The organism is Cellvibrio mixtus subsp. mixtus J3-8 (genome assembly GCF_000766945.1).
Lineage (GTDB): Bacteria > Pseudomonadota > Gammaproteobacteria > Pseudomonadales > Cellvibrionaceae > Cellvibrio > Cellvibrio mixtus_A.
In genome coordinates this window covers 1,039,960-1,063,334 of sequence record NZ_KN266207.1, presented here as the reverse complement: position 1 = coordinate 1,063,334, position 23,375 = coordinate 1,039,960, and the positions used below count along the sequence as shown (strand labels likewise).

20 protein-coding genes are annotated in these 23,375 nt (G+C 46.3%); 13 read left to right on the top strand and 7 right to left on the bottom strand.

Annotation, left to right across the window (positions count from 1 at the left end; translation table 11 throughout):
- Positions 1–107: 107 nt before the first annotated feature.
- Positions 108–2,726: a bifunctional aconitate hydratase 2/2-methylisocitrate dehydratase gene (acnB, locus tag A596_RS09490; RefSeq protein ID WP_039913953.1), complete on the bottom strand. Its 2,619-nt coding sequence runs from the start codon at positions 2,724–2,726 to the stop codon at positions 108–110.
- 424 nt (positions 2,727–3,150) lie between these two features.
- Between acnB and A596_RS09485 the strand changes: the two genes are divergently transcribed.
- The 3 genes from A596_RS09485 to A596_RS09475 all read left to right on the top strand — a co-directional run bounded on the left by A596_RS09485 (position 3,151) and on the right by A596_RS09475 (position 5,339).
- Positions 3,151–4,170, top strand: coding sequence for an SMP-30/gluconolactonase/LRE family protein (locus A596_RS09485; RefSeq protein ID WP_039914577.1), 1,020 nt, complete (start codon positions 3,151–3,153; stop codon positions 4,168–4,170).
- A 68-nt stretch (positions 4,171–4,238) separates the two neighbouring features.
- Positions 4,239–4,721, top strand: coding sequence for a DUF1289 domain-containing protein (locus A596_RS09480; RefSeq protein WP_039913952.1), 483 nt, complete (start codon positions 4,239–4,241; stop codon positions 4,719–4,721).
- Between the two features lie 15 nt (positions 4,722–4,736).
- Entirely contained in the window at positions 4,737–5,339 is a 603-nt protein-coding gene (locus A596_RS09475; RefSeq protein WP_039913951.1) for a MiaE family protein, read from the top strand.
- 114 nt (positions 5,340–5,453) lie between these two features.
- Here A596_RS09475 and A596_RS09470 read toward each other — a convergent pair whose 3' ends face one another.
- The gene (locus A596_RS09470) at positions 5,454–8,543 is read right to left on the bottom strand and encodes an RCC1 domain-containing protein (protein WP_039913950.1); all 3,090 of its coding nucleotides are present in this window, start codon (positions 8,541–8,543) and stop codon (positions 5,454–5,456) included.
- A gap of 617 nt (positions 8,544–9,160) precedes the next feature.
- Between A596_RS09470 and A596_RS09465 the strand changes: the two genes are divergently transcribed.
- From A596_RS09465 to A596_RS09455, 3 genes are all read left to right on the top strand, one after another.
- The gene (locus tag A596_RS09465; protein ID WP_160280118.1) at positions 9,161–9,763 is read left to right on the top strand and encodes a PEP-CTERM sorting domain-containing protein; all 603 of its coding nucleotides are present in this window, start codon (positions 9,161–9,163) and stop codon (positions 9,761–9,763) included.
- Between the two features lie 236 nt (positions 9,764–9,999).
- The gene (locus A596_RS09460) at positions 10,000–12,474 is read left to right on the top strand and encodes a glycoside hydrolase family 9 protein (protein WP_039913948.1); all 2,475 of its coding nucleotides are present in this window, start codon (positions 10,000–10,002) and stop codon (positions 12,472–12,474) included.
- A gap of 336 nt (positions 12,475–12,810) precedes the next feature.
- On the top strand, positions 12,811–13,203 hold the full coding sequence (locus A596_RS09455) for a LiaF transmembrane domain-containing protein (RefSeq protein WP_039913946.1): 393 nt from the start codon (positions 12,811–12,813) through the stop codon (positions 13,201–13,203).
- A 70-nt stretch (positions 13,204–13,273) separates the two neighbouring features.
- On the opposite strand, the gene lpxH is transcribed toward A596_RS09455, so the two are convergent.
- On the bottom strand, positions 13,274–13,996 hold the full coding sequence (gene lpxH / locus A596_RS09450) for a UDP-2,3-diacylglucosamine diphosphatase (protein ID WP_039913945.1): 723 nt from the start codon (positions 13,994–13,996) through the stop codon (positions 13,274–13,276).
- Between the two features lies 1 nt (position 13,997).
- A complete protein-coding gene (locus A596_RS09445; RefSeq protein WP_039913944.1) occupies positions 13,998–14,489 on the bottom strand; it encodes a peptidylprolyl isomerase in 492 nt (163 codons plus the stop codon).
- A 130-nt stretch (positions 14,490–14,619) separates the two neighbouring features.
- Between A596_RS09445 and tmk the strand changes: the two genes are divergently transcribed.
- Positions 14,620–15,243, top strand: a complete 624-nt coding sequence (gene tmk, locus A596_RS09440) for a dTMP kinase (RefSeq protein WP_039913940.1) — start codon at positions 14,620–14,622, stop codon at positions 15,241–15,243.
- Positions 15,244–15,269: 26 nt separating this feature from the next.
- Here tmk and A596_RS09435 read toward each other — a convergent pair whose 3' ends face one another.
- Complete coding sequence (locus A596_RS09435; RefSeq protein WP_039913938.1) at positions 15,270–15,908, bottom strand: pseudouridine synthase; 639 nt, start codon at positions 15,906–15,908, stop codon at positions 15,270–15,272.
- A 95-nt stretch (positions 15,909–16,003) separates the two neighbouring features.
- Here A596_RS09435 and A596_RS09430 point away from each other — a divergent pair, with 95 nt between their 5' ends.
- The 6 genes from A596_RS09430 (at position 16,004) to A596_RS09405 (ending at position 22,122) form a co-directional block, all read left to right on the top strand.
- Entirely contained in the window at positions 16,004–17,029 is a 1,026-nt protein-coding gene (locus A596_RS09430) for a DNA polymerase III subunit delta' (protein ID WP_039913937.1), read from the top strand.
- 93 nt (positions 17,030–17,122) lie between these two features.
- Positions 17,123–17,476: a PilZ domain-containing protein gene (locus A596_RS09425; RefSeq protein WP_039913934.1), complete on the top strand. Its 354-nt coding sequence runs from the start codon at positions 17,123–17,125 to the stop codon at positions 17,474–17,476.
- Positions 17,477–17,580: 104 nt separating this feature from the next.
- Complete coding sequence (locus tag A596_RS09420) at positions 17,581–18,372, top strand: TatD family hydrolase (RefSeq protein ID WP_039913932.1); 792 nt, start codon at positions 17,581–17,583, stop codon at positions 18,370–18,372.
- A 9-nt stretch (positions 18,373–18,381) separates the two neighbouring features.
- Positions 18,382–19,005 carry a dUTP diphosphatase gene (locus A596_RS09415; RefSeq protein WP_039913931.1) on the top strand — a complete coding sequence of 208 codons (624 nt, stop codon included), beginning with the start codon at positions 18,382–18,384 and terminating at the stop codon, positions 19,003–19,005.
- Between the two features lie 419 nt (positions 19,006–19,424).
- Entirely contained in the window at positions 19,425–20,894 is a 1,470-nt protein-coding gene (locus A596_RS09410) for a dihydrolipoyl dehydrogenase (RefSeq protein ID WP_039913928.1), read from the top strand.
- Positions 20,895–21,138: 244 nt separating this feature from the next.
- Positions 21,139–22,122 carry a malate dehydrogenase gene (locus tag A596_RS09405; RefSeq protein ID WP_039913925.1) on the top strand — a complete coding sequence of 328 codons (984 nt, stop codon included), beginning with the start codon at positions 21,139–21,141 and terminating at the stop codon, positions 22,120–22,122.
- Positions 22,123–22,184: 62 nt separating this feature from the next.
- On the opposite strand, the gene A596_RS22660 is transcribed toward A596_RS09405, so the two are convergent.
- Positions 22,185–22,361 (bottom strand): PLDc N-terminal domain-containing protein, encoded by a 177-nt coding sequence (locus A596_RS22660; protein ID WP_084128178.1) that lies wholly within the window; start codon positions 22,359–22,361, stop codon positions 22,185–22,187.
- A 72-nt stretch (positions 22,362–22,433) separates the two neighbouring features.
- Positions 22,434–23,363, bottom strand: a complete 930-nt coding sequence (locus A596_RS09400; RefSeq protein WP_039913924.1) for a D-hexose-6-phosphate mutarotase — start codon at positions 23,361–23,363, stop codon at positions 22,434–22,436.
- Positions 23,364–23,375: the final 12 nt, after the last annotated feature.

Genomic DNA, 23,375 nt, shown 5'->3' with positions numbered 1-23,375 from the left:
GTAATATATTTCATTGTGCCACTGTTGGTAATAAATAAATGCCCAATAAAAAAACCCGCTTTTTAGTGCGGGCTTTTTTATTGGAGCTTGATTACAGCAACTTCGAATTATATTGCAACAGTCTGGATTTCTACCGCTGCAATACGCTTCCCTTCATTGGCTGCGTTTTGATAGCTTTCAATTTCGTTGAAGTTGAGGTAACGATAAATGTCAGCAGACATGCTGTCGATCTTCTGTGCGTAGTTCAGGTATTCCTCAGGCGTTGGTAATTTGCCGAGTACCGCAGCGATTGCCGCTAATTCGGCAGATGCCAGGTATACATTTGCACCTTCACCCAAACGGTTAGGGAAGTTGCGTGTGGAGGTAGATACCACAGTTGAATTGCTGGCTACACGCGCCTGGTTACCCATACACAATGAACAACCTGGCATTTCGGTACGGGCACCTTTAACACCATAAATGCTGTAATAACCTTCTTCCATCAATTGGTGCGCGTCCATTTTTGTTGGTGGTGCAATCCACAGGCGAGTGGTTAATGCATCTTTGGTTGCAGCCAACAATTTACCGGCAGCGCGGAAGTGACCAATGTTGGTCATACAAGAACCAATGAATACTTCATCGATTTTCGCACCTTGTACGTCGGACAAGACTTTCACATCGTCAGGGTCGTTCGGACAAGCGAGAATTGGTTCTTTGATATCGGCCAGATCGATGTCGATAATCGCCGCGTATTCCGCATCCGCATCTGCTTCCATCAATACCGGATTGGCCAGCCACTCTTCCATTTTGCGTGCACGACGTTCAATGGTACGAACATCGCCGTAACCTTGTTCAATCATCCAGCGCAGCATGGTGATGTTGGATTTCAAGTATTCAATGATGGGTTCTTTGTCCAGCTTGATAGTACAGCCAGCAGCGGAGCGCTCAGCAGATGCGTCAGAGATTTCAAACGCTTGTTCTACTTTCAGGTTTGGTAGGCCCTCAACTTCAAGGATGCGGCCAGAGAAAATGTTCTTCTTGCCTTTTTTCTCAACAGTCAGCAAACCGGCTTTGATTGCATACAGCGGAATGGCGTTAACCAGATCGCGCAAAGTAATACCGGGTTGCAAGTCGCCTTTGAAGCGAACCAGAACGGATTCCGGCATATCGAGTGGCATAACACCAGTTGCAGCAGCAAACGCTACGAGACCGGAACCGGCAGGGAAAGAAATGCCAATCGGGAAACGGGTGTGTGAGTCGCCACCGGTACCTACGGTGTCAGGCAGCAACATACGGTTCAACCATGAGTGGATGATACCGTCGCCCGGACGCAGGGAAACACCGCCGCGGGTCATGATGAAGTCGGGCAGGGTGTGTTGGGTTTCAATATCAACCGGCTTTGGATACGCAGCGGTGTGGCAGAAAGACTGCATGGTCAAATCGGCAGAGAAGCCAAGGCATGCCAGGTCTTTCAATTCGTCACGGGTCATTGGACCGGTGGTGTCCTGTGAACCTACGGTAGTCATTTTGGGTTCGCAGTAAGTACCTGGGCGAATACCGGTGGTACCGCAGGCTTTACCTACCATTTTTTGCGCGAGGGTATAGCCTTTGCCTGTATCGGCGGGGGCTTGTGGCAAGCGGAACAAATCGCTTGCTGGCAAACCCAGCGATTCACGCGCTTTGCTGGTTAAACCACGACCAACGATCAGGGGGATACGGCCGCCGGCTTGAACTTCGTCCAGCAATACATCGGATTTCAATTCAAATTCGGAAATCACCGCGCCGGTTTCGCCGTTAAGGATTTTGCCTTCGTATGGGCGAATCTCAATCACATCGCCCATGTTCAGGTTGTCGACAGGGGCTTCAAATACCAATGCGCCAGCGTCTTCCATGGTGTTGTAGAAAATCGGGGCGACTTTGCCACCGATACACACACCGCCGGTACGCTTGTTAGGTACACCGGGAATGTCGTCACCGATGAACCACAGCACAGAGTTGGTCGCTGACTTGCGTGAAGAGCCGGTGCCCACCACGTCGCCCACAAATACCAATGGGAAACCTTTGGTTTTCAGGGCTTCGATTTGTTTGATCGGGCCGATTGAACCAGGTTGATCAGGAGTAATGCCGTCGCGCGCCATTTTAAACATGGCCAGGGCGTGCAGGGGGATATCAGGGCGTGACCAGGCATCAGGCGCAGGTGACAGGTCATCGGTATTGGTTTCGCCGGTGACTTTGAATACGGTGAGCTTGGTGCTCTCGGCAACTTTTGGCTTGCTGGTGAACCACTCGCCATCGGCCCAGGATTGCATCAGCGCTTTCGCGTGGACATTGCCCGCTTTCACTTTTTCTTCCACGTCGTGGAATGCATCAAACATCAGCAAGGTGTGTTTGAGTTCTTCGGCAGCCAATGGTGCCAGGGTGGCGTCGTCGAGCAGGTTTACCAGTGGTTCGATGTTGTAGCCGCCGAGCATCATGCCGAGCAGTTTAATCGCGAGGGGTTTATCAATGAGGGGGGAGCTTGCTTCGTCTTTTAGAATCGCGCTTAGGAAAGCGGCTTTAACATAGGCGGCTTCATCAACGCCTGGCGGAACGCGGTTGGTGATCAAATCCAGTAATACTTCGTTTTCACCAGCGGGGGGATTCTTCAGTAACTCAACCAACCCGGCAACTTGTTCAGCGTTTAACGGTTTTGGCGGGATACCTTCTGCGGCGCGTTCTGCGACCTGTTTACGATAGGCTTCAAGCACGGTTTTATCCTCATTAGTGTAGGGGTTACTCCATCAACAGGATCTCTGTTTCAGGAGACTATCCATGGCCATCATGGATGCTAAAGGGCGCTTAAAAAATAAACGTCCTTAAAGATGCTCGCGAGAGAGCGGTAATTCGGGCGCAAAGTATACATTAAGCAATCATAGCTGTTAATGCATGAATCACCGGCTTTAGTCATTACGCCGGTTTATTTCCAGCTATCGATATAAGCATTTCCAGTATTGTGAGCGCCTTCGGTATTTACGGCGGATTGTGGTAAGGTGGCGGGCCTGTCTGGTCGCATAAATGAAAAACACGGTGAGAGCTTGTTTGGTTATCCAAGCAGATAAAAATACTACGACTGCACAGCACAACAAGCCCGACAAAAAAACAATATTGAAGACCTGCCTAGAAGAGGAACTTATGAAACAGACACGGCAATGCCTATTGATTTCAGGGCTTATGGCCAGCTTATTGGCCATGGCTGGCTGCGAACAAAAAGTTGCAGATGTGCCATCGACAACTGCCCATTCCGCAGTGCCTATTGCGGATGCCGTTCCGGTTGCTACTGCACCTGTGTGTGATGGAGTTGCGCCGGCAGGCGATTTAATTCCGGTACGTATTGACGCTGCCAATAGCACACGTAACGAAGAGGGTTTATATGAAGGCCCAGTGTGGATCAAGGATTCACTCTATTTTTCTGATTTCACTTTCAGCACCGGTTTCCCATCGCGCATTTTAAAACTGGATGCGAGTGGTAATGTCACTACTGCAATTGATGATTCGGGTAGTAACGGCCTTGCTGTTGATAAAGATGGCTTCCTGATTGCCGGTACACACAAATACAAAAGCCTTTCCCGTTTTAATCCTGCGACCGGTGAGCGCACATCCGTGGCCGCGCAATTTGCGGGCAATGTATTTAATTCCCCCAACGATATCGCAATCGCGAATGACGGTACTATTTATTTTACTGACCCGGCATTCCAGCGTGATGCAGCTCCCGGCGGCCAGGAAAAAACCGGCGTTTACCGTGTAGCCATTGATGGTACTGTGACTCTGGTTGATGACACCATTTCAAATCCCAATGGTATTGCGTTATCGCCAGCGGGTGATGTGCTCTATGTTAATGGCGGCGGTGATCAGGGGTTATTGCGTGCCTATCCAATTGTTGATGGTATTCCGCAAGCTGGGAAAAATCTGGTTACCGGTTTAAAAATTCCTGATGGCATGGCAATAGATTGCAAAGGTAATATTTACGTGACCGAACATATCGAGCGCAAGCTTCGTGTATATAATCCGCAGGGCCAGCAAATCGCTCAAGCAAATACCGATGCAAATTTAACGAACGTTGCCTTTGGCGGCGCTGATGGAAAAACATTATTCCTGACTGGTGCTGGTGCGCTGTGGAAAATTGATTTGGCCGTAACAGGTTCACCTTATTAATTCGTTATTCATTTTTTAAAGATGTAACTTGAGCGGGCCGAGTAATCGGCCCGTTGCGTTAAAAAATTATGCTTGTATTAAAACCCGTAAAAACACCCTGTGTAGGTATTTGCTCCACCGGCATTGGTGACAGTGTCTGCCGTGGCTGCAAACGTTTTGCCCATGAAGTTATCGACTGGAATTCCTATTCTCACGAACAGAAATTATTGATCGCCCAGCGCCTGGAAAATTTCCTCGCGCGAATCGTGCAGAACATGATCCAGATCAATGATGAAAAACTCTTGCTCACCCAAATTAAACACCAACAAATACAATTCAAGCAGGAGCAAAATCCGTATTGCTGGGTGTTCGATTTGCTACGCGCCGGCGCGAGCCAGATCCAGGATTTATCCGCTTATGGTTTGGCGTTGCAACCGGCGTGGCAGGGCGCTTCGCTCGGAGTTATTCGTGAGAATATTGATAAGGATTATTATGCACTCAGTTGTGCCCATTACGAACGCTACATTTCCCCGTGTTTTGTAACGACAGAAACACTCGATCTTCACAAATAGCCAATTTTAATTTTTATGAACGCACTCGCCCGAATAAACGAATTCCTTCATTGTGAAACGCCTGATGCCTGGATAAAAAATGCGTTGGATAATCAAGCATTGTTATTGCTCGATCACGCGAACTGCGAAAAGAAAGCCGCATCAACTGCATTAAATCTCATGTTTCGTTACGTAGGTGACTTTGACATGATGCAAAAAATGTCGCGCCTCGCCCGTGAAGAATTACGCCATTACGAACAGGTGATGGATATCATGGAGGCGCGGGGTGTTTCTTACGATCAAATTACTCCGGGCCGTTACGCCGGTGAACTGCGCAAACTTGTGCGCACATCAGAGCCGGGGCGTTACATAGATACATTAATTGTCGGCGCTATTATTGAAGCTCGCTCATGTGAACGCTTCGCCAAACTTGCACCGCACCTTGATGAAGCTCTGCAAAAATTTTATCTCTCGCTGCTTAAATCTGAAGCCCGCCACTACGAAGATTATTTAACCCTCGCCAAACGCGCTGCTGATGGTGCCGATATTTCTGCGCGTGTGCAGGAGTTTTTAGCGCTGGAAAAAACGTTGATTGAAGGTGGTGATGAGGAGTTTCGGTTTCATTCGGGAGTTGTCTGATTTGATTTTTATAGGGCTCTCTTCTAGCCTATACTTTTGACTGAATAGCAATACTGCATTGCTTGAAATCACCAAGGTAAGGTGTGCGGCAGCCGCACACCTGAGTGTGTTCAGTTAGTCAATATTCGATGTTTTTGAAATGGCGTTACTTGAACTCGATGAGCTTTGCTCAAGACTGTTATAAATAATAATGTCTTTGGATTCAAGAGCATTTGCTATGTCACCAAGGAACGAATTTTTCCCCCAGGTTGTGATAGTACCATCCGCTTTTAATGCAAAAAATGCATTCTTTCCACTATAAACTTCGGTTACATCTTTTAAATACTGTTCGGGGCCGTCTCCACCATTAATCATATTCCCCCATGTCACTACCGATCCGTCGGTTTTCAGGGCAGCAAAGGCATTATAGCTACTATAAATTTTTGCTACGTTGCTCAGATCTTTACCGGTACTATCTCCCCCAAATTCTGATTGACCCCATGTCTCGACAGCGCCATCGGTTTTTAATGCAGCGAAAGCGTTACCATTGCTATATATCTCTTTCACATTGGTAACGTCATTGCGAATGCTTGCGATCCATGACAATCCCCAGCTGGCAACAGAACCATCTGTTTTTAAGGCCGCAAATGAATGCTCAGTACTGTATATTTCCCTTACATGTGCCAAATCAGAAGGAGGTTTAGGAATTGTTCCATAACTAGAGTCGGCGATTGGAAAGAATCCTCCCCAGGTCACAACGGTTCCATCTTTTTTTAGTGCAGCCATTGCATAAGGGGCAGTAATAATTTTCTCTACATTGCGTAAGTTTTCTTCGTCAGCATATTGACCGTAGTCTCCATCTATATATCTCCCTGCCCAGGTTTGTACTGTGCCGTCATTTTTTAATGCTGCAAATGCCTTTCCGTTACTATAAATCTCCTTCACATTAGTCAGTGGCTGTTCTCCCCATCGATATTCATATCCCCAATATCCCACCGCATTTTTGTTTCCCCATGACACTGCGGTGTTATCTGCCTTGATAGCTAAAAACACACCATTATCGCCGTGAACCTTTATTACATTGGTTAAATTTTTTCCGGTACTGTCTCCACCTTGTGCAGAGTTGCCCCAAGTTACTACCGTGCCATCTTCTTTTAAGGCAGCAAATGCATAATCGTTGTGATAAATCTCTTTTACATTGGTTAAATCTTTGTCTGTACTGTCTCCGCCTATTGATGGGTCACCCCAAGTTACGACGGATCCATCTTTTTTCAATGCCGCAAAAGCCGTTTTTTCTCTGTCGTAATCCCATGTCGGTATGTTGTTGTTGTAAATCTTTTTGATGTTACTTAGGTCTTTTCCATCGGAGTTTAAGTTGTGGGCAAAGCGCTGTAAGTTTACCAGTTCACCATTATTTTTTAATGCGACAAATGAATCAGTATTACTGTAAATTTCTTTAACCTCACTTAAGGTTTTGCTAGCGCTGTATCCGTTTTTTGTACCATCCCAGATTGCTACAGTGCCATCCATTTTCAACGCGGCAAATCCATGATTATTGCTATATATTTTTTTTACATTTGTGATCCCGCGACCACTGTCAGCGCCACCCTCGGAACTCTGTCTCCAGCTATCTATAGTGCCATCCATTTTTAAAGCGGTGAAGCCGTAGGGAAATGTATAGACTTCTTTAACATTATCCATTATCACTGGTACAGAGGGGAGTCCGTTATCCAAGATCACTAATGTGTTGTCATCTTTGAGTGTTGCGAAATCCCTTGCATTACTGTAAATTTTTTTTACATTAGTCAGGTTTGAAATAGTGGATTCTTGCGCGGCGTGGCCTCCCCAGATTACGACCGTCCCATCTTTTTTTAGAGCGGCAAATGCTTTAGTAGTGCTATAAACTTTATTTACGTTGTTGAGTTTTACTTTTGTGCTGTCGCCGCCAGCCCATTCATCTCCCCAAGTTACAACTGTACCATCGTGTTTTAATGCAGCAAAAGCAGCAGAGTCTTCGTTGGTGGTGCTATATACTTCTTTAACGTCTGTTAGGTTTTTATCTGCGCTGTGGCCGCCATAATTGATATGACCCCAGCTCACTACCGTTCCGTCCCAGCTTAGGGCCGCAAATGCTTTTCCGTTATTGTTGTAAATCTTTTTTATATTTTTCAGGGGAAGGTTATTGCTCGATATTGTTTTTTGACCCCAGACTGATGCTGTTCCATCGGCTTTTATGGCCACAAATGTTCCACCCATGCCTCCATATATCTCAGTTACGTTAGTTAGATCTTTGCCTGTGGCATCACCACCATTGGCAGCGTCGCCCCAAACCACAACAGAGCCATCATTTTTCAATGCGGCAAATGCGTAGTCGTTGCTGTAAATTTTTTTAATGTTGGTCAGATCTTTACCTGTGCTCACCCCTCCTGTTGTGCTGTTTCCCCATGTCACAGCTGATCCGTCAGTTTTCAATGCCGCAAAGGCGCCTTTAGACTCAATAACATCAATCACCTTAATTGGGTTGGTTTGGCTGCCGGGATAATAGGTTTTCCCCCAAGTGACCATCGTTTCATCGTTTTTAATTGCTGCATAGCCACTTAATAAGGGTATTACTTTGCTTATATTGCTGAAGCCGGAGTTATACGGTGGATTCAAACTTTCCCAAGTGATTACGTCGCCATTTGCTTTTAACGCAGCGCTTAACGAATTTCCTAATATGAGATCTACCACTTGGTTGCGTTGAAAAACTAGCTGTTCAGTGTTACCTGCAATCCCGTCGGCTGAATAGGGCGTTGCTTTTAGGGTGATTTCCTTGGCTTTATCGTTGAGCTGTATCGTGTAGGTTGGACTTAAAGAAACGGGGCTCGCCTGTCCTTCTACATGCCACTCATATTGAGTTTTTTCAGGGATACAATCAATACAATGTGAATTGGCGGTTAATGTGTTGCCAGGGATAATTGCTGTGTTTCCTTTATCCAGCCACATTATTTTAGGGGAGGCGGAAATTGAGGTGGAGCTTGCGTTATCTTGCGAAGATAATTGAGATGAGCTTGCGTTATCTTGCGAAGATAATTGAGATGAGCTTGCAAGAGATGAAAAACTAGCAGTTGACTTGCCACCGCCACCGCCACCGCCACCGCCACCGCCACCGCAACCTGCAATTAAAAGTAGAATCAAAAAGTAGAATAAAATGCAATATTTCGATTTGGTTGTGGAGAAGTTCATTTCTAAATGTCCCTGGTAAAAATTGGGTTGTTGATGAGTTACTTACAATAAATTACATCATTACTTAGTAATTGAGGAATATTTAATTCCTGCTGACGGGGGCGTAAGTTTATCTATTTGATAGGCTAATAGTAACAAAAATTTCTGTGCGTGCGCAGGTGTGCGTTGAGTTGCTTGCGTGAGGTTACGAGGTGCCTCAATTCCTATTAGAGCCATGGCCTGGATGAATGTCTATTGATAGTGCCCTTATACATTTAACCAGTTGGAAAATATTCAACAACGAATTGAAACATTGGGGTTTAGGCAGAAGCACCTAAATTCAATGTTTCAAATTTAATGGCGTGCTATTGATCCGCATTGAGTATTTAGAAGAGAGATTAAGAAATCATGAAGCTGCCTTGGTTGTTACCAATCATTTTCTTGCAACACAATTGTATTTTTAATTATGAACGGTTAAGGATAATTGCAAATCAGCAAAACTCTGAAGCTGGTATCCGGCTTCTTATGGGGGCGGCACAGGCTGGTAATATACTGTCATTCAAAATACGGGCACTATTCGCAGCCGCACGGGTGATACCGCGATTGATTTGGGCGCTGGTAGCGATACGTTAGTTGTTGTGACCGCATCTGTTACCGAAGGCGCTATACAAGGTGGTAGCGGAAAAGATCAGTTAATTCTTGCGGGTTCTGGTGTTGGTCAACTTGGCGTGACGAAAGAATTTGAATCAATACAAGTTGATGGTGGTAACTGGACCCTTAGCGGTGCGCAATCACTGGAAAATTTAACGGGCTTCGGCAGTTTGCATGTTGACTCCATTAGTTTATTAAACGGTTCCACTTTAGCTATTGGTGCTCTGGCAGATAGCGTTGGAAATCTTGAGCTCTTCTCAAATGTCAGTTTGGCGGGCACAACATATCTGGATTTCTTTGATAATGGCGATCAGGATGGATTGTCCATACATGGTTTGTTGACCTTGCTGGATTCCAGTATTTTTCAGTTGAATTTTAACGGTAGTAATTTTGTTGATGGGCAGATTTTCAACGTGTTGCGTGTAACTGATATTGTTGGTCTTGATTACTCGACGTTTTTCACCCAAATCAATGATTCGCTCAATGTAAAATCACATCTCACGGAGGCGAATGTTCCAGAGCCTGGCTCTTTGGGGTTGATGCTGGTATCACTCATGGCGTTGGTGGGAATGCGTAAGCGTATTTGTTAATTATCTTTTTTTTTCGACTGTATTTTTAACGTGCACTTACAAGGTGCGTGTTATTTTTTACCATCTAAAAAATTTTATCAGCGATTGATTGTTCAGTATCTCCCAATTGATTTGCATTCGGAGCTTTCCATAAGGCATCCGTTATTAAATGTAAATCTGGTATACCAGTGTGTTATGTGTATCTAGACTATAAGTCTGTGTGAGTAATGCGATACATAATAAATCTGGAGATACACATGGCATATCAACTCGGTCAGTGGCGGGGTTTACTCGCTGCGTTTTCCATTTTCCTCGCGTTGCCGGTTCTGGCAAAAGACGATTTAACCCTTAACGACAAAGACTATTTCGAAAAGCCCGGCCTCAATGTGCTGGTGTTTAGTAATTGGTACGACGGGCTATTTAGCGATTCCAAAACCAGTGGTGTAGAACTAATCCATCACGGTGAGCGCACTGTGACTAATGGCGATGTACGTTTGAATGCAACGCCGGAACAGTGGGATTTAACGCCCATGTTTAAAGAGCGCAAAGTTAATCGTGCGGAACAGTCGATTGAAGCATTTTTGCATTATCCCGATCAGCAATTTGATTTTTCTATCAAAGTAATCAAGAACAGTAAGGGAGTTTTATTAACGGTTAATTTACCGCAGGCGTTACCGAAATCACTCGAAGGCAAAGCTGGTTTTAATCTGGAGTTCTTACCGGCGGCGTATTTTCATAAATCATTTATTATGGATACCCAAAGCGGTAATTTTCCGGTTTATCCTTCAGGCCTGAAAGAAATTAACGGCAAGGCGAATCCCGTTGCATTAGCACAGGGGCAGCATTTGGTACTGGCTCCGGAAGATACGGAGCGGCGGATTAGTATCCAATCCAGCGGTAGCGCACTGGAACTTTATGATGGCCGTGGTAAAGCACAAAATGGTTGGTTTGTCGTACGCAGTAAAATTCCGGCGAATAAAACCGGTGCGGTGATTGAATGGCAAATCGATGCGGCAACCGTAAAAAACTGGATCCGCAAACCTATGATCGCCCATTCACAAGTGGGATATCACCCGGCGCAGAAAAAAGTAGCGGTTATTGAGCTGGATGCACGCGATAAAAAAATTGGCAAGGCCAGTTTGCTAAAAATTAATGCCGATGGCACACGCAAAACAATCCTCAGTGAAAAACCGAAAAGCTGGGGAAAATATTTGCGTTATGAATATCGCCAGTTCGATTTCACCAACGTTCAAGAGCCGGGCTTGTATCTGATTGCTTATGGTGATCAGGAAACCCATAGTTTCCGCATTGATCAATCGGTTTATCAAAATGCATGGCATCCAACGCTCGATATGTATTTGCCGGTGCAAATGGATCATATGACGGTGAATGAAGCTTATCGCGTATGGCATGGAGCGTCGCATCTGGATGATGCATTGCAAGCCCCTGTGAATCACGAGCATTTCGATTTATATGCGCAGGGTCCAACAACCGATACTCCTTATAAGCCCGGCGAACATATTCCCGGTTTAAATATTGGTGGTTGGTACGATGCAGGTGATTACGACATCCGCACCCAAACCCAATACGATGTTGTAAACACATTGGTTACTGCGTGGGAAACCTTTGGTTTAAAGCGCGATACTACCAGCGTGGATTACGCCAGGAAATTTGTGGATCTGCATACTGCTGATGGTAAGCCGGATGTATTGCAACAAATTGAACACGGTACACTCGCATTAATTGCACAACATCGCGCTGTGGGTCATGCGATTCCCGGTATAGTAGAAGCACATATTGATCAATATACCCACTTGGGCGATGGCGTTACTAAAACAGATAATTTAATTTACGACCCCAAAAAATCTGAACTGGAAAGTGATGGATTTAAAAGCGGGAAGTTTGATGACCGTTGGGCGTTCACCAGTAAATCGTCATCATTAAATTATGGTTCGGCAGCGGCGTTGGCTGCAGCGAGTCGTGCACTGAAAGGTTTTAATGATTCACTAGCGAAAGAAAGTATTGATACTGCTAAAAAAGTGTGGGCAGACGAGCAAGCTAAACCAAAACCCGATTCATTTAAATATGGCAATACTACTGGTGGGAAGCTTGAGCACGAACAATTAAAAGCCGCAACTGAATTGTTGATCACTACTGGTGAAGCGAAATATGCGCAAGCGATTACGACATTGCTGGGACAAGTGGAGTTTGCGGGTAATGCGTCCTGGTTTGTGCGTGCCATTCCCTACATGAATGCCGATTTTAAGCAACAATTAAAAACAAAAACCCAAAGTTACCAAAAAAAGCTTGCTGATATTGAAAGTAAAAATCCGTTTGGAGTACCGATTACTGACGGTGGCTGGGCTGGCAGTGGCTGGGTAATCCGCCATGCGATTAATAATTACTATATCCATAAAGCCTTTCCGGATTTAGTAAATCGTGAATCAGTGTTACAGGGTTTGAATTTTTTATATGGCACTCATCCAGCACATAATTTATCACTGGTATCAAATGTGGGGACACGCTCAAAAGAGGTGGCGTATGGTATGAACCGCGCGGATTTCTCTTTTATTTCTGGCGGTATCGTCCCGGGAATTTTAATCCTGAAACCGGATTACCCCGAAAACCACGAAGACTGGCCATTCTTTTGGGGTGAAAACGAATATGTCGTGAATCTGGCTGCGAGTTATATTTTCCTGGTAAACGCCGCAGAAGATGTTCTGAAAAATTAAATTATTGTTGCAATATCTTCATATAAGCGCCTAAAAAGGACCGGCGTTATGCCGGTTCTTTTTAGGCGGCTCTAAACAGTGTTCGGAATACCAGGAGGAAACATTGGATCAACATGATTGCCTTATACCGGTTATACCGCACATCGCTGGGATACGCGTATTGGCTTACATTATTTAAAAGTGGGCGTGTAATTGCCGGCTTCTCTCGAAAAATGACGAAAATTGATGGCGAAATGAATCCGAATCTGGTTTTATGGTGTCCCAGGTTGGTAGCAGAGCATTGATAAAAGATGATCAAGAGCTTGTTTTTATTTATCCAGCGCCAAGGAGTCAGTTATGTCATCGATTGATGAAAAATCCAAAATAGAAGCACCGGTACCCGGCAAACCTGTTGCCAAAGTGTCTCCATCCAGTTGGGCGTTGGGTTTGGCTGTGGCATTGATTGGCGGGTTGTTGCTGGCAAAAAATCTCGGAATGGATTTGTTTTTTCTGGATTTCCATAATTGGTGGGCATTTTTTATTTTGCTCGCTGCAATAGGCCCCTTACAATTAGCCTACCGTTGTTACTGCCGTGAAGGTGTTGGTGTCGCCATGTTAAATGCACTGGTAACAGCAGCCTCAATTATTTTTATTGCATTGATCTTTTTGTTGGACCTATCCTTCGGAACCTGGTGGCCTGCATTTATTATCATTGGCGGCCTTTATATGATGACCAGTCGCAATAATTAATTTTACTGTTTAACAAAAAGCCCTCAAGCGGAATAGTTTGAGGGCTTTTTTATTGTCTGTAACAGAACTTCTAAATGGGCCAATTGATTAAATCGCAATTATTCTGGTCTGCTTTTATACACCAGCCGTGGGAATGCCAGTCGCCAAGTACAATTCGTTCGGCGGGTTTGTTGTTGATCACCAGTGGGTGGCGCGCAGGGCGATGGGTGTGGCCATGGATGAGGCGTGTTACCTGTGCTTTTTCCATTTGATCGATAACGTCAGCAGGGGTTACGTCCATAATATCTTCCGCTTTCATGCTGTTAATGCTTTGGCTTTTTTCGCGTAATTGTGCGGCTAACGCACGGCGTGCGTTCAGTGGTTGCGCAAGGATTTGCTGTTGCCATTGAGGGTTGCGCACCGTGTTACGGAATTGCTGGTAATCCTTATCGGCAGTACACAAGGTGTCGCCGTGTAGTAATAATGTTGGTGTGCCGTATAAATCAATGACATGACTTTCCGGCAATAAGACCATGCCGGATTTGTGTGCGTAATCATCGCCTAATAAAAAGTCGCGATTGCCGTGCTGAAAATAAATCGTTATGCCTTTCTGGTTGAGTGCAAACAATTCGCGCGCAACTTCACGGGGTAAATCAGAATCGTCGTCATCGCCAATCCAGGTGTCAAAAAAATCACCGAGGATATAAAGTGCTTCAGATTTGCTGGCCTGGTGATGCAAGAAATGAAAAAACGCCCGCGTAATAAGCGGGCGTGATTCGTGAAGATGTAAATCAGAAATAAATAATGTCGACATCTTACGCAATAGTAGCGGATTGAATAATCACCGCTTCTTTTGGTACGTCTTGATGAAAACCTTTGCTGCCGGTTTTCACGCCTTTGATTTTGTTAACAACGTCCATGCCTCCAGTAACTTTGCCAAATACGCAGTAGCCCCAGCCGGATGAGTTTTTAGCTGTGTGGTTCAGGAAGGAGTTATCTTTTACGTTGATAAAAAATTGCGCGGTGGCACTGTGTGGATCATTAGTGCGCGCCATCGCTAAAGTACCGGTCAAATTTTGTAAGCCGTTGTCCGCTTCGTTCTCAATTTGGTCGCGGGTTTTTTTCTGTTCAAAGTCTTCGGTAAAACCGCCGCCCTGAATCATAAATCCGTCGATAACACGATGGAAAATAGTGCCGTTGTAAAAACCTTCTTCAACATATTGCTTGAAGTTTGCGGCAGTTTTAGGCGCTTTTTCGAAATCCAGTTCGATAACAATATCGCCGTAGTTGGTGTGTAATGTGATCATGATAAGTCTCCCTTAAGGGTAACGCGGTGTGAATTAATCGAGTAAGTGGTCAAAAAGCCGGTATGATACGCGCTCCCCGAAGGGGAAGGAATCGTAAACCCGATTAAATTTTTTGATGAAGTTAAGGTATATGCAAAGAGGCAAGTTTCTCACTATTGAAGGCACTGAAGGTGTTGGAAAAAGCACCAATTTGGCCTTTGTGCGCGATTGGCTTACCGCTCGTGGTGTGGAGGTAATTGTTACGCGCGAACCGGGGGGCACGCCGATGGCGGAGGAAGTACGGAGCCTGTTGCTGAGCAAGCGCGATGAACCGGTGGATGAAACGGCTGAACTCCTGTTGGTATTTGCGGCCCGCGCCCAGCATTTGGCGCAAGTGATCAAACCGGCCCTGGCCCGTGGTGCCTGGGTGTTGAGTGATCGTTTTACTGATGCTACCTACGCATATCAGGGCGGTGGTCGGGGCTTGAATAAATCCATCATTGAAGAATTGGAGCAACTTGTTCAAGGTGATTTGCGTCCGGATCTTACGTTGATCCTTGATATCGATGTGGAACTGGGTTTAAACCGCGCGCGCCAGCGCGGCGAGCTGGACCGGTTCGAGAGTGAAACGATTGGTTTTTTTGAGCGGGTGAGGGTGGCTTACCGTCAACGTGCTGAAGCGGCGCCGGTGCGCTATGCATTGGTTGATGCTGGAAAAACCTTGCCCGAAGTTCAAGCGGAGATTGATCGGGTATTAACCGTGTTATTAGGGTAAGAAGTTATCCATGTGGTAAATCACGCTTAAAAATCAGCGTTGGCTTTGATCCTGATTTCTGCACCGGTAATCGGATGGTTTAACCAAAGTTCCTGGGCATGTAAAAGCAGGCGTGGTGATTTGGCGAGCACTGGTGCCGGGGCGTATAGCCCGTCGCCGAGCATCGGATGGCCCAGGCTCAACATATGCACGCGCAGTTGATGAGTGCGCCCACTTACAGGCTCCAGTAAAACACGGGTTGTATTTTGTCCGGTATTGCGCTCGATAACCTGATAGCGTGTATGGGCCGACTTGCCGTGCTCAAAACAGACTTTTTGCAGCGGGCGGTTGGGCCAGTCGCAAATTAGCGGTAATTTGATTTCACCTTCATCGTTTTCCACCAGCCCTTCCACTACGGCGACATAGCGTTTGTGAACTTCGCGCGCTTCGAATTTGTGAGTGAGATTTCTAAGGGTTAGATAATTCAGTGGAAACATCACAATACCCGATGTTCCCTGGTCAAGGCGATGGACGACGCGCGCATTAGGGTTGAATTTCAGCGCGCGGTTATACAAACAATCCTGTTTTTCCGGCCCTTTGCCGGGTACACATAGCAGGCCAGCCGGCTTATTGGCGATGAGCAGGTCGTCGTCGAGGTGCAAAATATCGAGAGGCAAATCTGTCATATCAAGCCTGGAATGGAATTTAAGCGGGCGCGGATTATCGCAAATTTGCTAAGCTTGCCCAAACTTTTGTTCAGTGATCCGTGGTTGATTATTCAATGAGCGACTTCCCTATCCATCCATACCCCTGGCAACTCAATGATTGGCAGCATTTAGTGCAGCAAATTGCTGCGCAAAAATTGCCCCATGCCATGATGATTGCCGGCCCAAGGGGAATTGGTAAACGCCATTTGGCCGATGCCTTGGCGCAATTGCTGTTATGTGCGGCGCCTATTGAGGGAACGGCTTGCGGTAGGTGCCGTGGCTGCGAGCTGAATAAATCCCAAACCCACCCGGATTTGTTGTGGCTGGAGCCTGAGGAAGAAGGCAAGGCGATTAAAGTGGACCAGGTTCGCGAACTTACGGAGTCCCTCAGTAAAACTGCGCAACAGGGTGGGTATAAGGTAGTGATTATCGAGCCTGCGGAAGCCATGAATGGCAATGCTGCGAATGCGCTACTTAAATCGTTGGAAGAACCGGCTGCAAACACAATGCTAGTACTGGTTACCCACGCACCAAGTTCAGTATTGCCCACTATCCGTAGTCGCTGCCAGATGCGCAAATTACCGATGCCGCGCACCGAACAAGTCCTCCACTGGCTTTCGCCGTTGGTGGTTGGCAGCAATACCACGCCGGATGCCTTATTGGTTGCTGCGCGTGGTGCGCCCCTGACCGCGTTGGCATTGTTGCAGGGGGATGCGTTGGAGCAGCGCGAACAAACGTTACAGCAGTTTGTGCGCTTAACGCTGGGGCAGGTTTCTGCCATTGAAGTCGCGGCCAATTGGCAAAGTGGCGATGTAACAGGGCTGGTTGAGTGGTTGTTGGGTTTATTGCATAGCCTTGCGCGTTGGCGTGCGGGGGCTAATGATCCACAAATTGAACTGGCGCCGGTTGAATGGCGTGAGCGGCTGAATAACTTGAATTTGCCACTTTTGCACCGTTACATTGAAAAGATTTTATTATCCAAGCGTCAATTATTAAGTGGGGCAAATCCCAATAAGCAATTGTTATTGGAGGAATTATTGCTCGATTGGGGCGCTTTGTTGCGCGCGAGCACGAATCGCGCGATGGCGTCTGGACACTAGTGAGCTAATCTATTAGTGTCTCAACCTTGGCCCCCATAACCAATCGATTGGTTATGACGTTGGCTCTATAAAAATCAGGAAGCAGGATCGGTTATGCAACCCATTGGTGGCGGTGCCCGTAACGGCATACTTTCCCTCACAATCAAAGATAAAGCTGTTTTATACGCAGCCTACATGCCCTTCGTGAAAAATGGCGGCATGTTTATTCCTACCAGTAAAAACTACAAATTGGGCGATGAAGTGTTCATGTTGTTAAGCCTGATGGACGAGCCGGAAAAGATTCCGGTTGCAGGCAAGGTAGTGTGGGTTACCCCAAAAGGCGCGCAAGGTAATCGTGCGGCGGGAATCGGCGTGCAATTTAGCGACCAGGACAACACCGCGATCAGCAAAATCGAAACTTATCTCGCCGGTATGCTCAATTCGGACAAGCCTACCCACACGATGTAATGTAAAATTCGCCCCACCGAGTTTCCCCGAAGCCAGGTTATGCCTGGCTTCGTTGTTTTTAGAATGGACGTTTTTAGAATGAGCGTTTTTAGAGCGAGCTGTTTATGTTAATTGACTCCCACTGCCATTTGGATCGTATCAAGCTCGATCCCTATAACGGTGATTTAAGTACTGCCATCGCCGCTGCGCATGAGCGCGGTATCCAGCAAATGTTGTGTATTGGTATTAGTTTGGAAAATATCCAAACTGTTATTGATATTGCCCAAGCTCATCCACGAGTGGTGGCTTCGGTAGGGGTTCATCCATGCGATGTAAAAGAAGGCGCAGCAACTGAAGCGCAATTAATTAATTGGGCCGCGCAACCCAAGGTGGTTGCGCTGGGTGAGACTGGCCTGGATTATCACTACGAAACAGAAAGCAAAGCATTGCAGCACGAAAGTTTTGCTTTACATCTGCGCGTTGGAAAACAAATTGGTTTGCCGGTTGTTGTACACACGCGTGAAGCCAAAGCAGATACGCTTGCGCTGATTAAAGAGCACGGCAGCCTTGAGCATAGCGGTGTACTGCATTGCTTCACCGAAGATTGGGAAATGGCTAAATCTGCACTGGATTTAAATTACTATGTTTCCATCTCCGGTATCGTCACCTTTAAAAACGCCGATCAAATTCGCGATGTTGTACGCAATATGCCAATTGATCGATTGTTAGTAGAAACCGATTCTCCTTATCTCGCCCCCATTCCCTATCGCGGCAAACCCAACGAACCCAAATACGTGCGTGAAGTCGCGCAGTTTGTAGCGGATGTGCGTGGTATTCCGCTGGAAGAGCTTGCCGAAAAAACCACTGAAAATTTTTATCGCTTATTTAGCAAAGCCAAACAATATCTACCTCAATAAGGCCAACACATGTCTGCACAACATCAACAAATTAGAATTATGCTCGAACTGCAAGATGGCATGAACACTAAAGTCACTGCAAATTGGCAAGCACAGGGCTATGAATGGTATCGCGCGATCTGGGTTGAATGCGCCGAGCTGATGGATCACTACGGTTGGAAATGGTGGAAAAAACAATCGCCTGACACCGAACAAGTTGCACTGGAATTGATTGATATTTGGCATTTCGGTTTGAGTATCCTGTTGCAATCAGGAATATCACAAGAAGATATTATCGCGCGCATTCAAAAAGAATTGGTAATTGCTACTGACGAAAAAGATTTCCGTCTTGACCTGGAAAAATTCGCTGGCGCGACTCTTGTAGATAAACAATTTCATATCGATTTGTTTGCGCGTTTAATGGCTGGTGTGGATATGAGTTTCGATCAACTCTATCGCGGTTACGTTGGCAAAAACGTATTGAATTTTTTTCGCCAGGACCATGGTTACAAAGACGGCACTTACCGCAAGCATTGGCACGATGGTCGTGAAGATAATGAACACCTGGTAGAAGCGGTGCAGTCGCTGGATGCGAGCAAACCTGAATTTAAAGATGAGTTGTATCAGGCGTTGGTTACTCGATATAAAAAATAAGATCAGGGATTGCTTAGGTGGTTTTTGTTTTGAGTGTTGGCGAAAACATGAATCTATGTAGTCGCTTTATGATATTAAAGGCTCAACCTCAGTAAAGTGTATTTCAATAATTTCAAAGGGGGGTGCGGGCAATCCATAAGTCGCCCGCCCCCTTGTACAGGCTTCGTTCACCCCCTCATCCTCATAAATAGCGAAGGTTGCGATTAAGTTAGCACCTTTCGCAATGTCGAATTTGCAAATTCCTTACTTTTTTTCAAGAAAACTACTCGTTCGTCGATTAAATATTCTTCATTATTTGCAGTTATATGTGGTGACAAGGTTATTTGCTTTTGATGGCCAGATTTTTGCGTACAGATTTTCTGAAACCAAATACGGTTTGATTCGTCACAGTTATACAGTTGTCCAAAGGAGGATGCGCGATGCCCACGCGTAAGGTTGATGTTGCAATTATTGGCGCCGGTACAGCCGGGTTGAGCGCTTACAATGCGGCGAAAAAATATACCGACGATATTCTTATCATTGAGGCTGGTAAATATGGAACTACCTGTGCCCGCGTTGGTTGTATGCCCAGTAAATTATTGATCGCTGCTGCTGACTATGCCCATCATGGCCAGCAGGGCGCAGATGTATTCGGTATTACTTACGCGGCTCCACTCATAAATGGCGTCGCTATTATGCAAAGGATTCGCAAGGAGCGGGACCGTTTTGTGGGTTCTGTTATTGAATCCGTTAATGAATTTCCCATCGACAATAAACTTGAAGGACGCGCCAGGTTTATATCGGCGCATGAATTGGAAGTGACAAAAGAAGATGGGTCTCTGGAAATAGTTCACGCGAAGCGAATTATCATCGCAACCGGTTCATCACCTTCCATTCCTGAATTTTTAAATGCTGCGGGTTCGCGTCTTTTGGTAAGCGATGATGTGTTCGAGTGGTATGACTTACCAGCGTCAATTGCGATTTTTGGACCGGGTGTTATTGGTTTGGAGCTCGGTCAAGCATTAAGTCGCCTCGGAATAAAAGTGGCGGTTTTTGGCAAGAGCGGCGAGTTGGCGGCGATTAGTGATCCGGCGATTAGCCATTGTGCTGATATTGAATTCAATCGCGAATTTTATTTGGATCTGAATGCCGAAATCGAAAATATTCGCCAGGAAGAACATGGGGTAACTATTCAATATCGCCATCGTGAAAAAGGGATGGTTGAAGAGCAATTTGATTACGTATTAGCGGCAACGGGGCGGCGCCCGAATATTGAATTTCTCGCATTGGAAAATACAGATTTGGCATTGGATGCTAAAGGCATTCCACTCTACAACCGTTACACCGGTCAGTGTGGTAATTCATCTATTTATATTGCTGGCGATGTATCCAGCGATGTGCCCTTGCTACACGAAGCTGTGGATGAGGGACGAATTGCGGGCGCCAATGCAGCGCGTTCATTACGCGATCCGGAAGATATTCGTGCGGGTGTGCGCAGGACGCCACTCAGTGTAGTGTTTACTGATCCGCAAATTGCCAGTGTCGGGCAGAATCTGGAGTCAATCAGAAAAGGTTGCAATGATTGTTACGCGATTGGTGAAGTGAATTTTGAGGATCAGGGGCGTGCACGGGTCATTAATAAAAATCGTGGCTTGTTGCGGGTCTATGGGGAGCAGGGTACTGGCCTCTTGCTAGGCGCCGAGATGTTTGGCCCGGCAGCCGAACATATCGCCCATCAATTGGCATGGGTTATCCAATTGCGGTTAACGGTCCAGCAAGTACTTGAGCTACCGTTTTATCATCCGGTGCTTGAAGAAGGGGTCCGAACAGCATTGCGCGATTTGAACCGCAAATTAAAGACGGGGGCTTCAAGCGGGAATTCCTGCCTTGATTCGGGGCCGGGTGCGTAACGATCAGTTTGTGCAAATATTGGCTGTCCTTAAATTGCTTGTCTGCAGTCCAGGTGTAAATATCCGGTTAATTTCGCGAATCATTCTCAATTAATTCATCCCCAAGGGTATTTACTGTCATTCTTGGGGTGAATTTTTCAGGCAAATGCCTATAATGCCCACCCGTCCTATGTAACAAATCCTGGCACACAATGCCGAACTTTCGTTTCCTTTCCAATATCACCCGAATAAATGGAGTCTCATCGTGAAAGCACCTGTAAGAGTTACCGTCACTGGCGCCGCTGGCCAAATCAGCTACTCATTGTTGTTCCGCATTGCTGCTGGCGACATGTTGGGTAAAGACCAACCAGTAATCCTGCAATTGCTGGAAATCACCCCGGCCCTGAAAGCGCTGCAAGGCGTGGCGATGGAATTGGACGATTGCGCATTCCCATTGTTGGCTGGCATTGTGACTACTGATGACCCGGCTGTTGCCTTCAAGGATACCGATTACGCCTTGCTGGTTGGTGCGCGCCCACGTGGCCCGGGTATGGAGCGTAAAGACCTGCTGGCTGCTAACGCCGCGATTTTCTCGGTACAAGGTAAAGCAATCAACGACCACGCTTCACGCAACATCAAAGTGTTGGTAGTGGGCAACCCGGCAAACACCAACGCATTGATCGCACAACGCAACGCCCCGGACATCAACCCACGCCAATTCACTGCGATGACCCGCCTGGACCACAACCGCGCGTTGTCACAACTGGCCACCAAAACCGGTACCAGCATCAACAACATCACCAAGGCACTGATCTGGGGCAACCACTCTTCTACCCAATATCCAGACCTGCACAACACGTTGGTTGATGGCAAGCCAGCCCTGAGCCTGGTTGACCAGGCATGGTACGAAGGCGATTACATCCCAACCGTACAGCAACGCGGTGCTGCAATTATCGCTGCTCGTGGTGCTTCATCTGCTGCGTCTGCGGCTAACGCTGCAATCAACCACATCCGCGATTGGGCTCTGGGCACTCCAGCGAACGATTGGGTGAGCATGGGTGTGTACAGCGATGGTTCTTACGGCATCGAAAAAGGTTTGATCTATTCATTCCCGGTTGTGTGCAAAAACGGTGATTGGGAAATCGTTCAAGGTGTTGAGATTAATGAATTCTCACGCGCACGTATGACTGCAACTGAAAAAGAATTGCAAGAAGAGCGTGATGCAGTGAAAGAATTGTTGCCAGCGTAATTTTCGTTGCGCAATAAAAAAAGGGAGCACTTGCTCCCTTTTTTTATTCAAAATAAATTACATCACTTGGGGCCGAATATCAGCCATAAAATAAATCCTAACAATGGAAGTAACAGTAGCACTAGCGTCCAGACAACTTTTGTCCCTGTGCTCGCACTGCTTTGAACCGTTTTAACAATTGCGTAAATGACGCAGACCAACAGAATAAAACCAAAAAATCCGCCAACTTGTACGTCCATAATTTATCTCCTGGTGTAATTTTTGATATCTATATTGCTAGACAATCAGGTTAAATAATCGTTCGCGGCAGATTAAATTTGTTTGAACTCCATCCATGCGCTTAATCGTGTCCCTGCGGGTAAGTGCCATTTTTCTCCCAGCACCGCCCCGCGCTCCACACAAATATAAAACTGCTCATTGCCTGCGCCTATGTCCGCAATTTTAGCGGCTGCTTCAGTGCCTGGATTCCACACGACAACACTGGGGCAATTATGGTGCGTGATTTCAATGGAAGGTGATCCCTTGATGATAACTGGATTTTCAATTGCCGGATAAACGCGGTCAACCGGTCCTGGAAAATTCACATTACCGGATTGGCTTTTCACAGCGTAATTTTCAAAATTATCGAAATAATTTCTACCCGATAAACCTTCAACCCGTACATCCGTTAATGAACTGATGCGGTGGTAATTATGCATTGCCCAACTGCAATCAAAGTCTGCGGTGTCGGTATTGTTAATAGTTAATTCAATTTTTGCGCTATTGGCTAATGTCATGCGAACTTCTGCAGAAAAATCATGAGCAAATAAATCATTGGCGTCACTTTGGTATAAGAACTCTAATTCAACACTACCATCTGCTTGTTCGCGTGCACCACTAAATTCCCAAAACTGATTGCGCGCAAAACCATGTTTGGGTTTTGCCGGGTCTGCCTGGTTAACGCCAAACCAGGGTAAACATAATGGCACTCCACCGCGCAAGGCTGTACCGGGAGTGAAATCGCAATTAGGGCTTAACCAGAGCAACGGGTCTCCATTAACCGTTTTGAATTCCAACAGGTGCGCACCTTGCAGAGAGATCACAGCGGAGCAAAGTGAGGTTTCAACGGTCAGCAAGGGAAGGCCGGTGCCCGGTGCATCAGGATAAACTTCCCTGCTATTTGTTAATGTTAAAAATGGCGATTTCGCAACCAGTTGCTGGAGTTGTTGGGTGCTAGCGGCAGTAGGAGTATTGATATGCATGGGATCTACCAA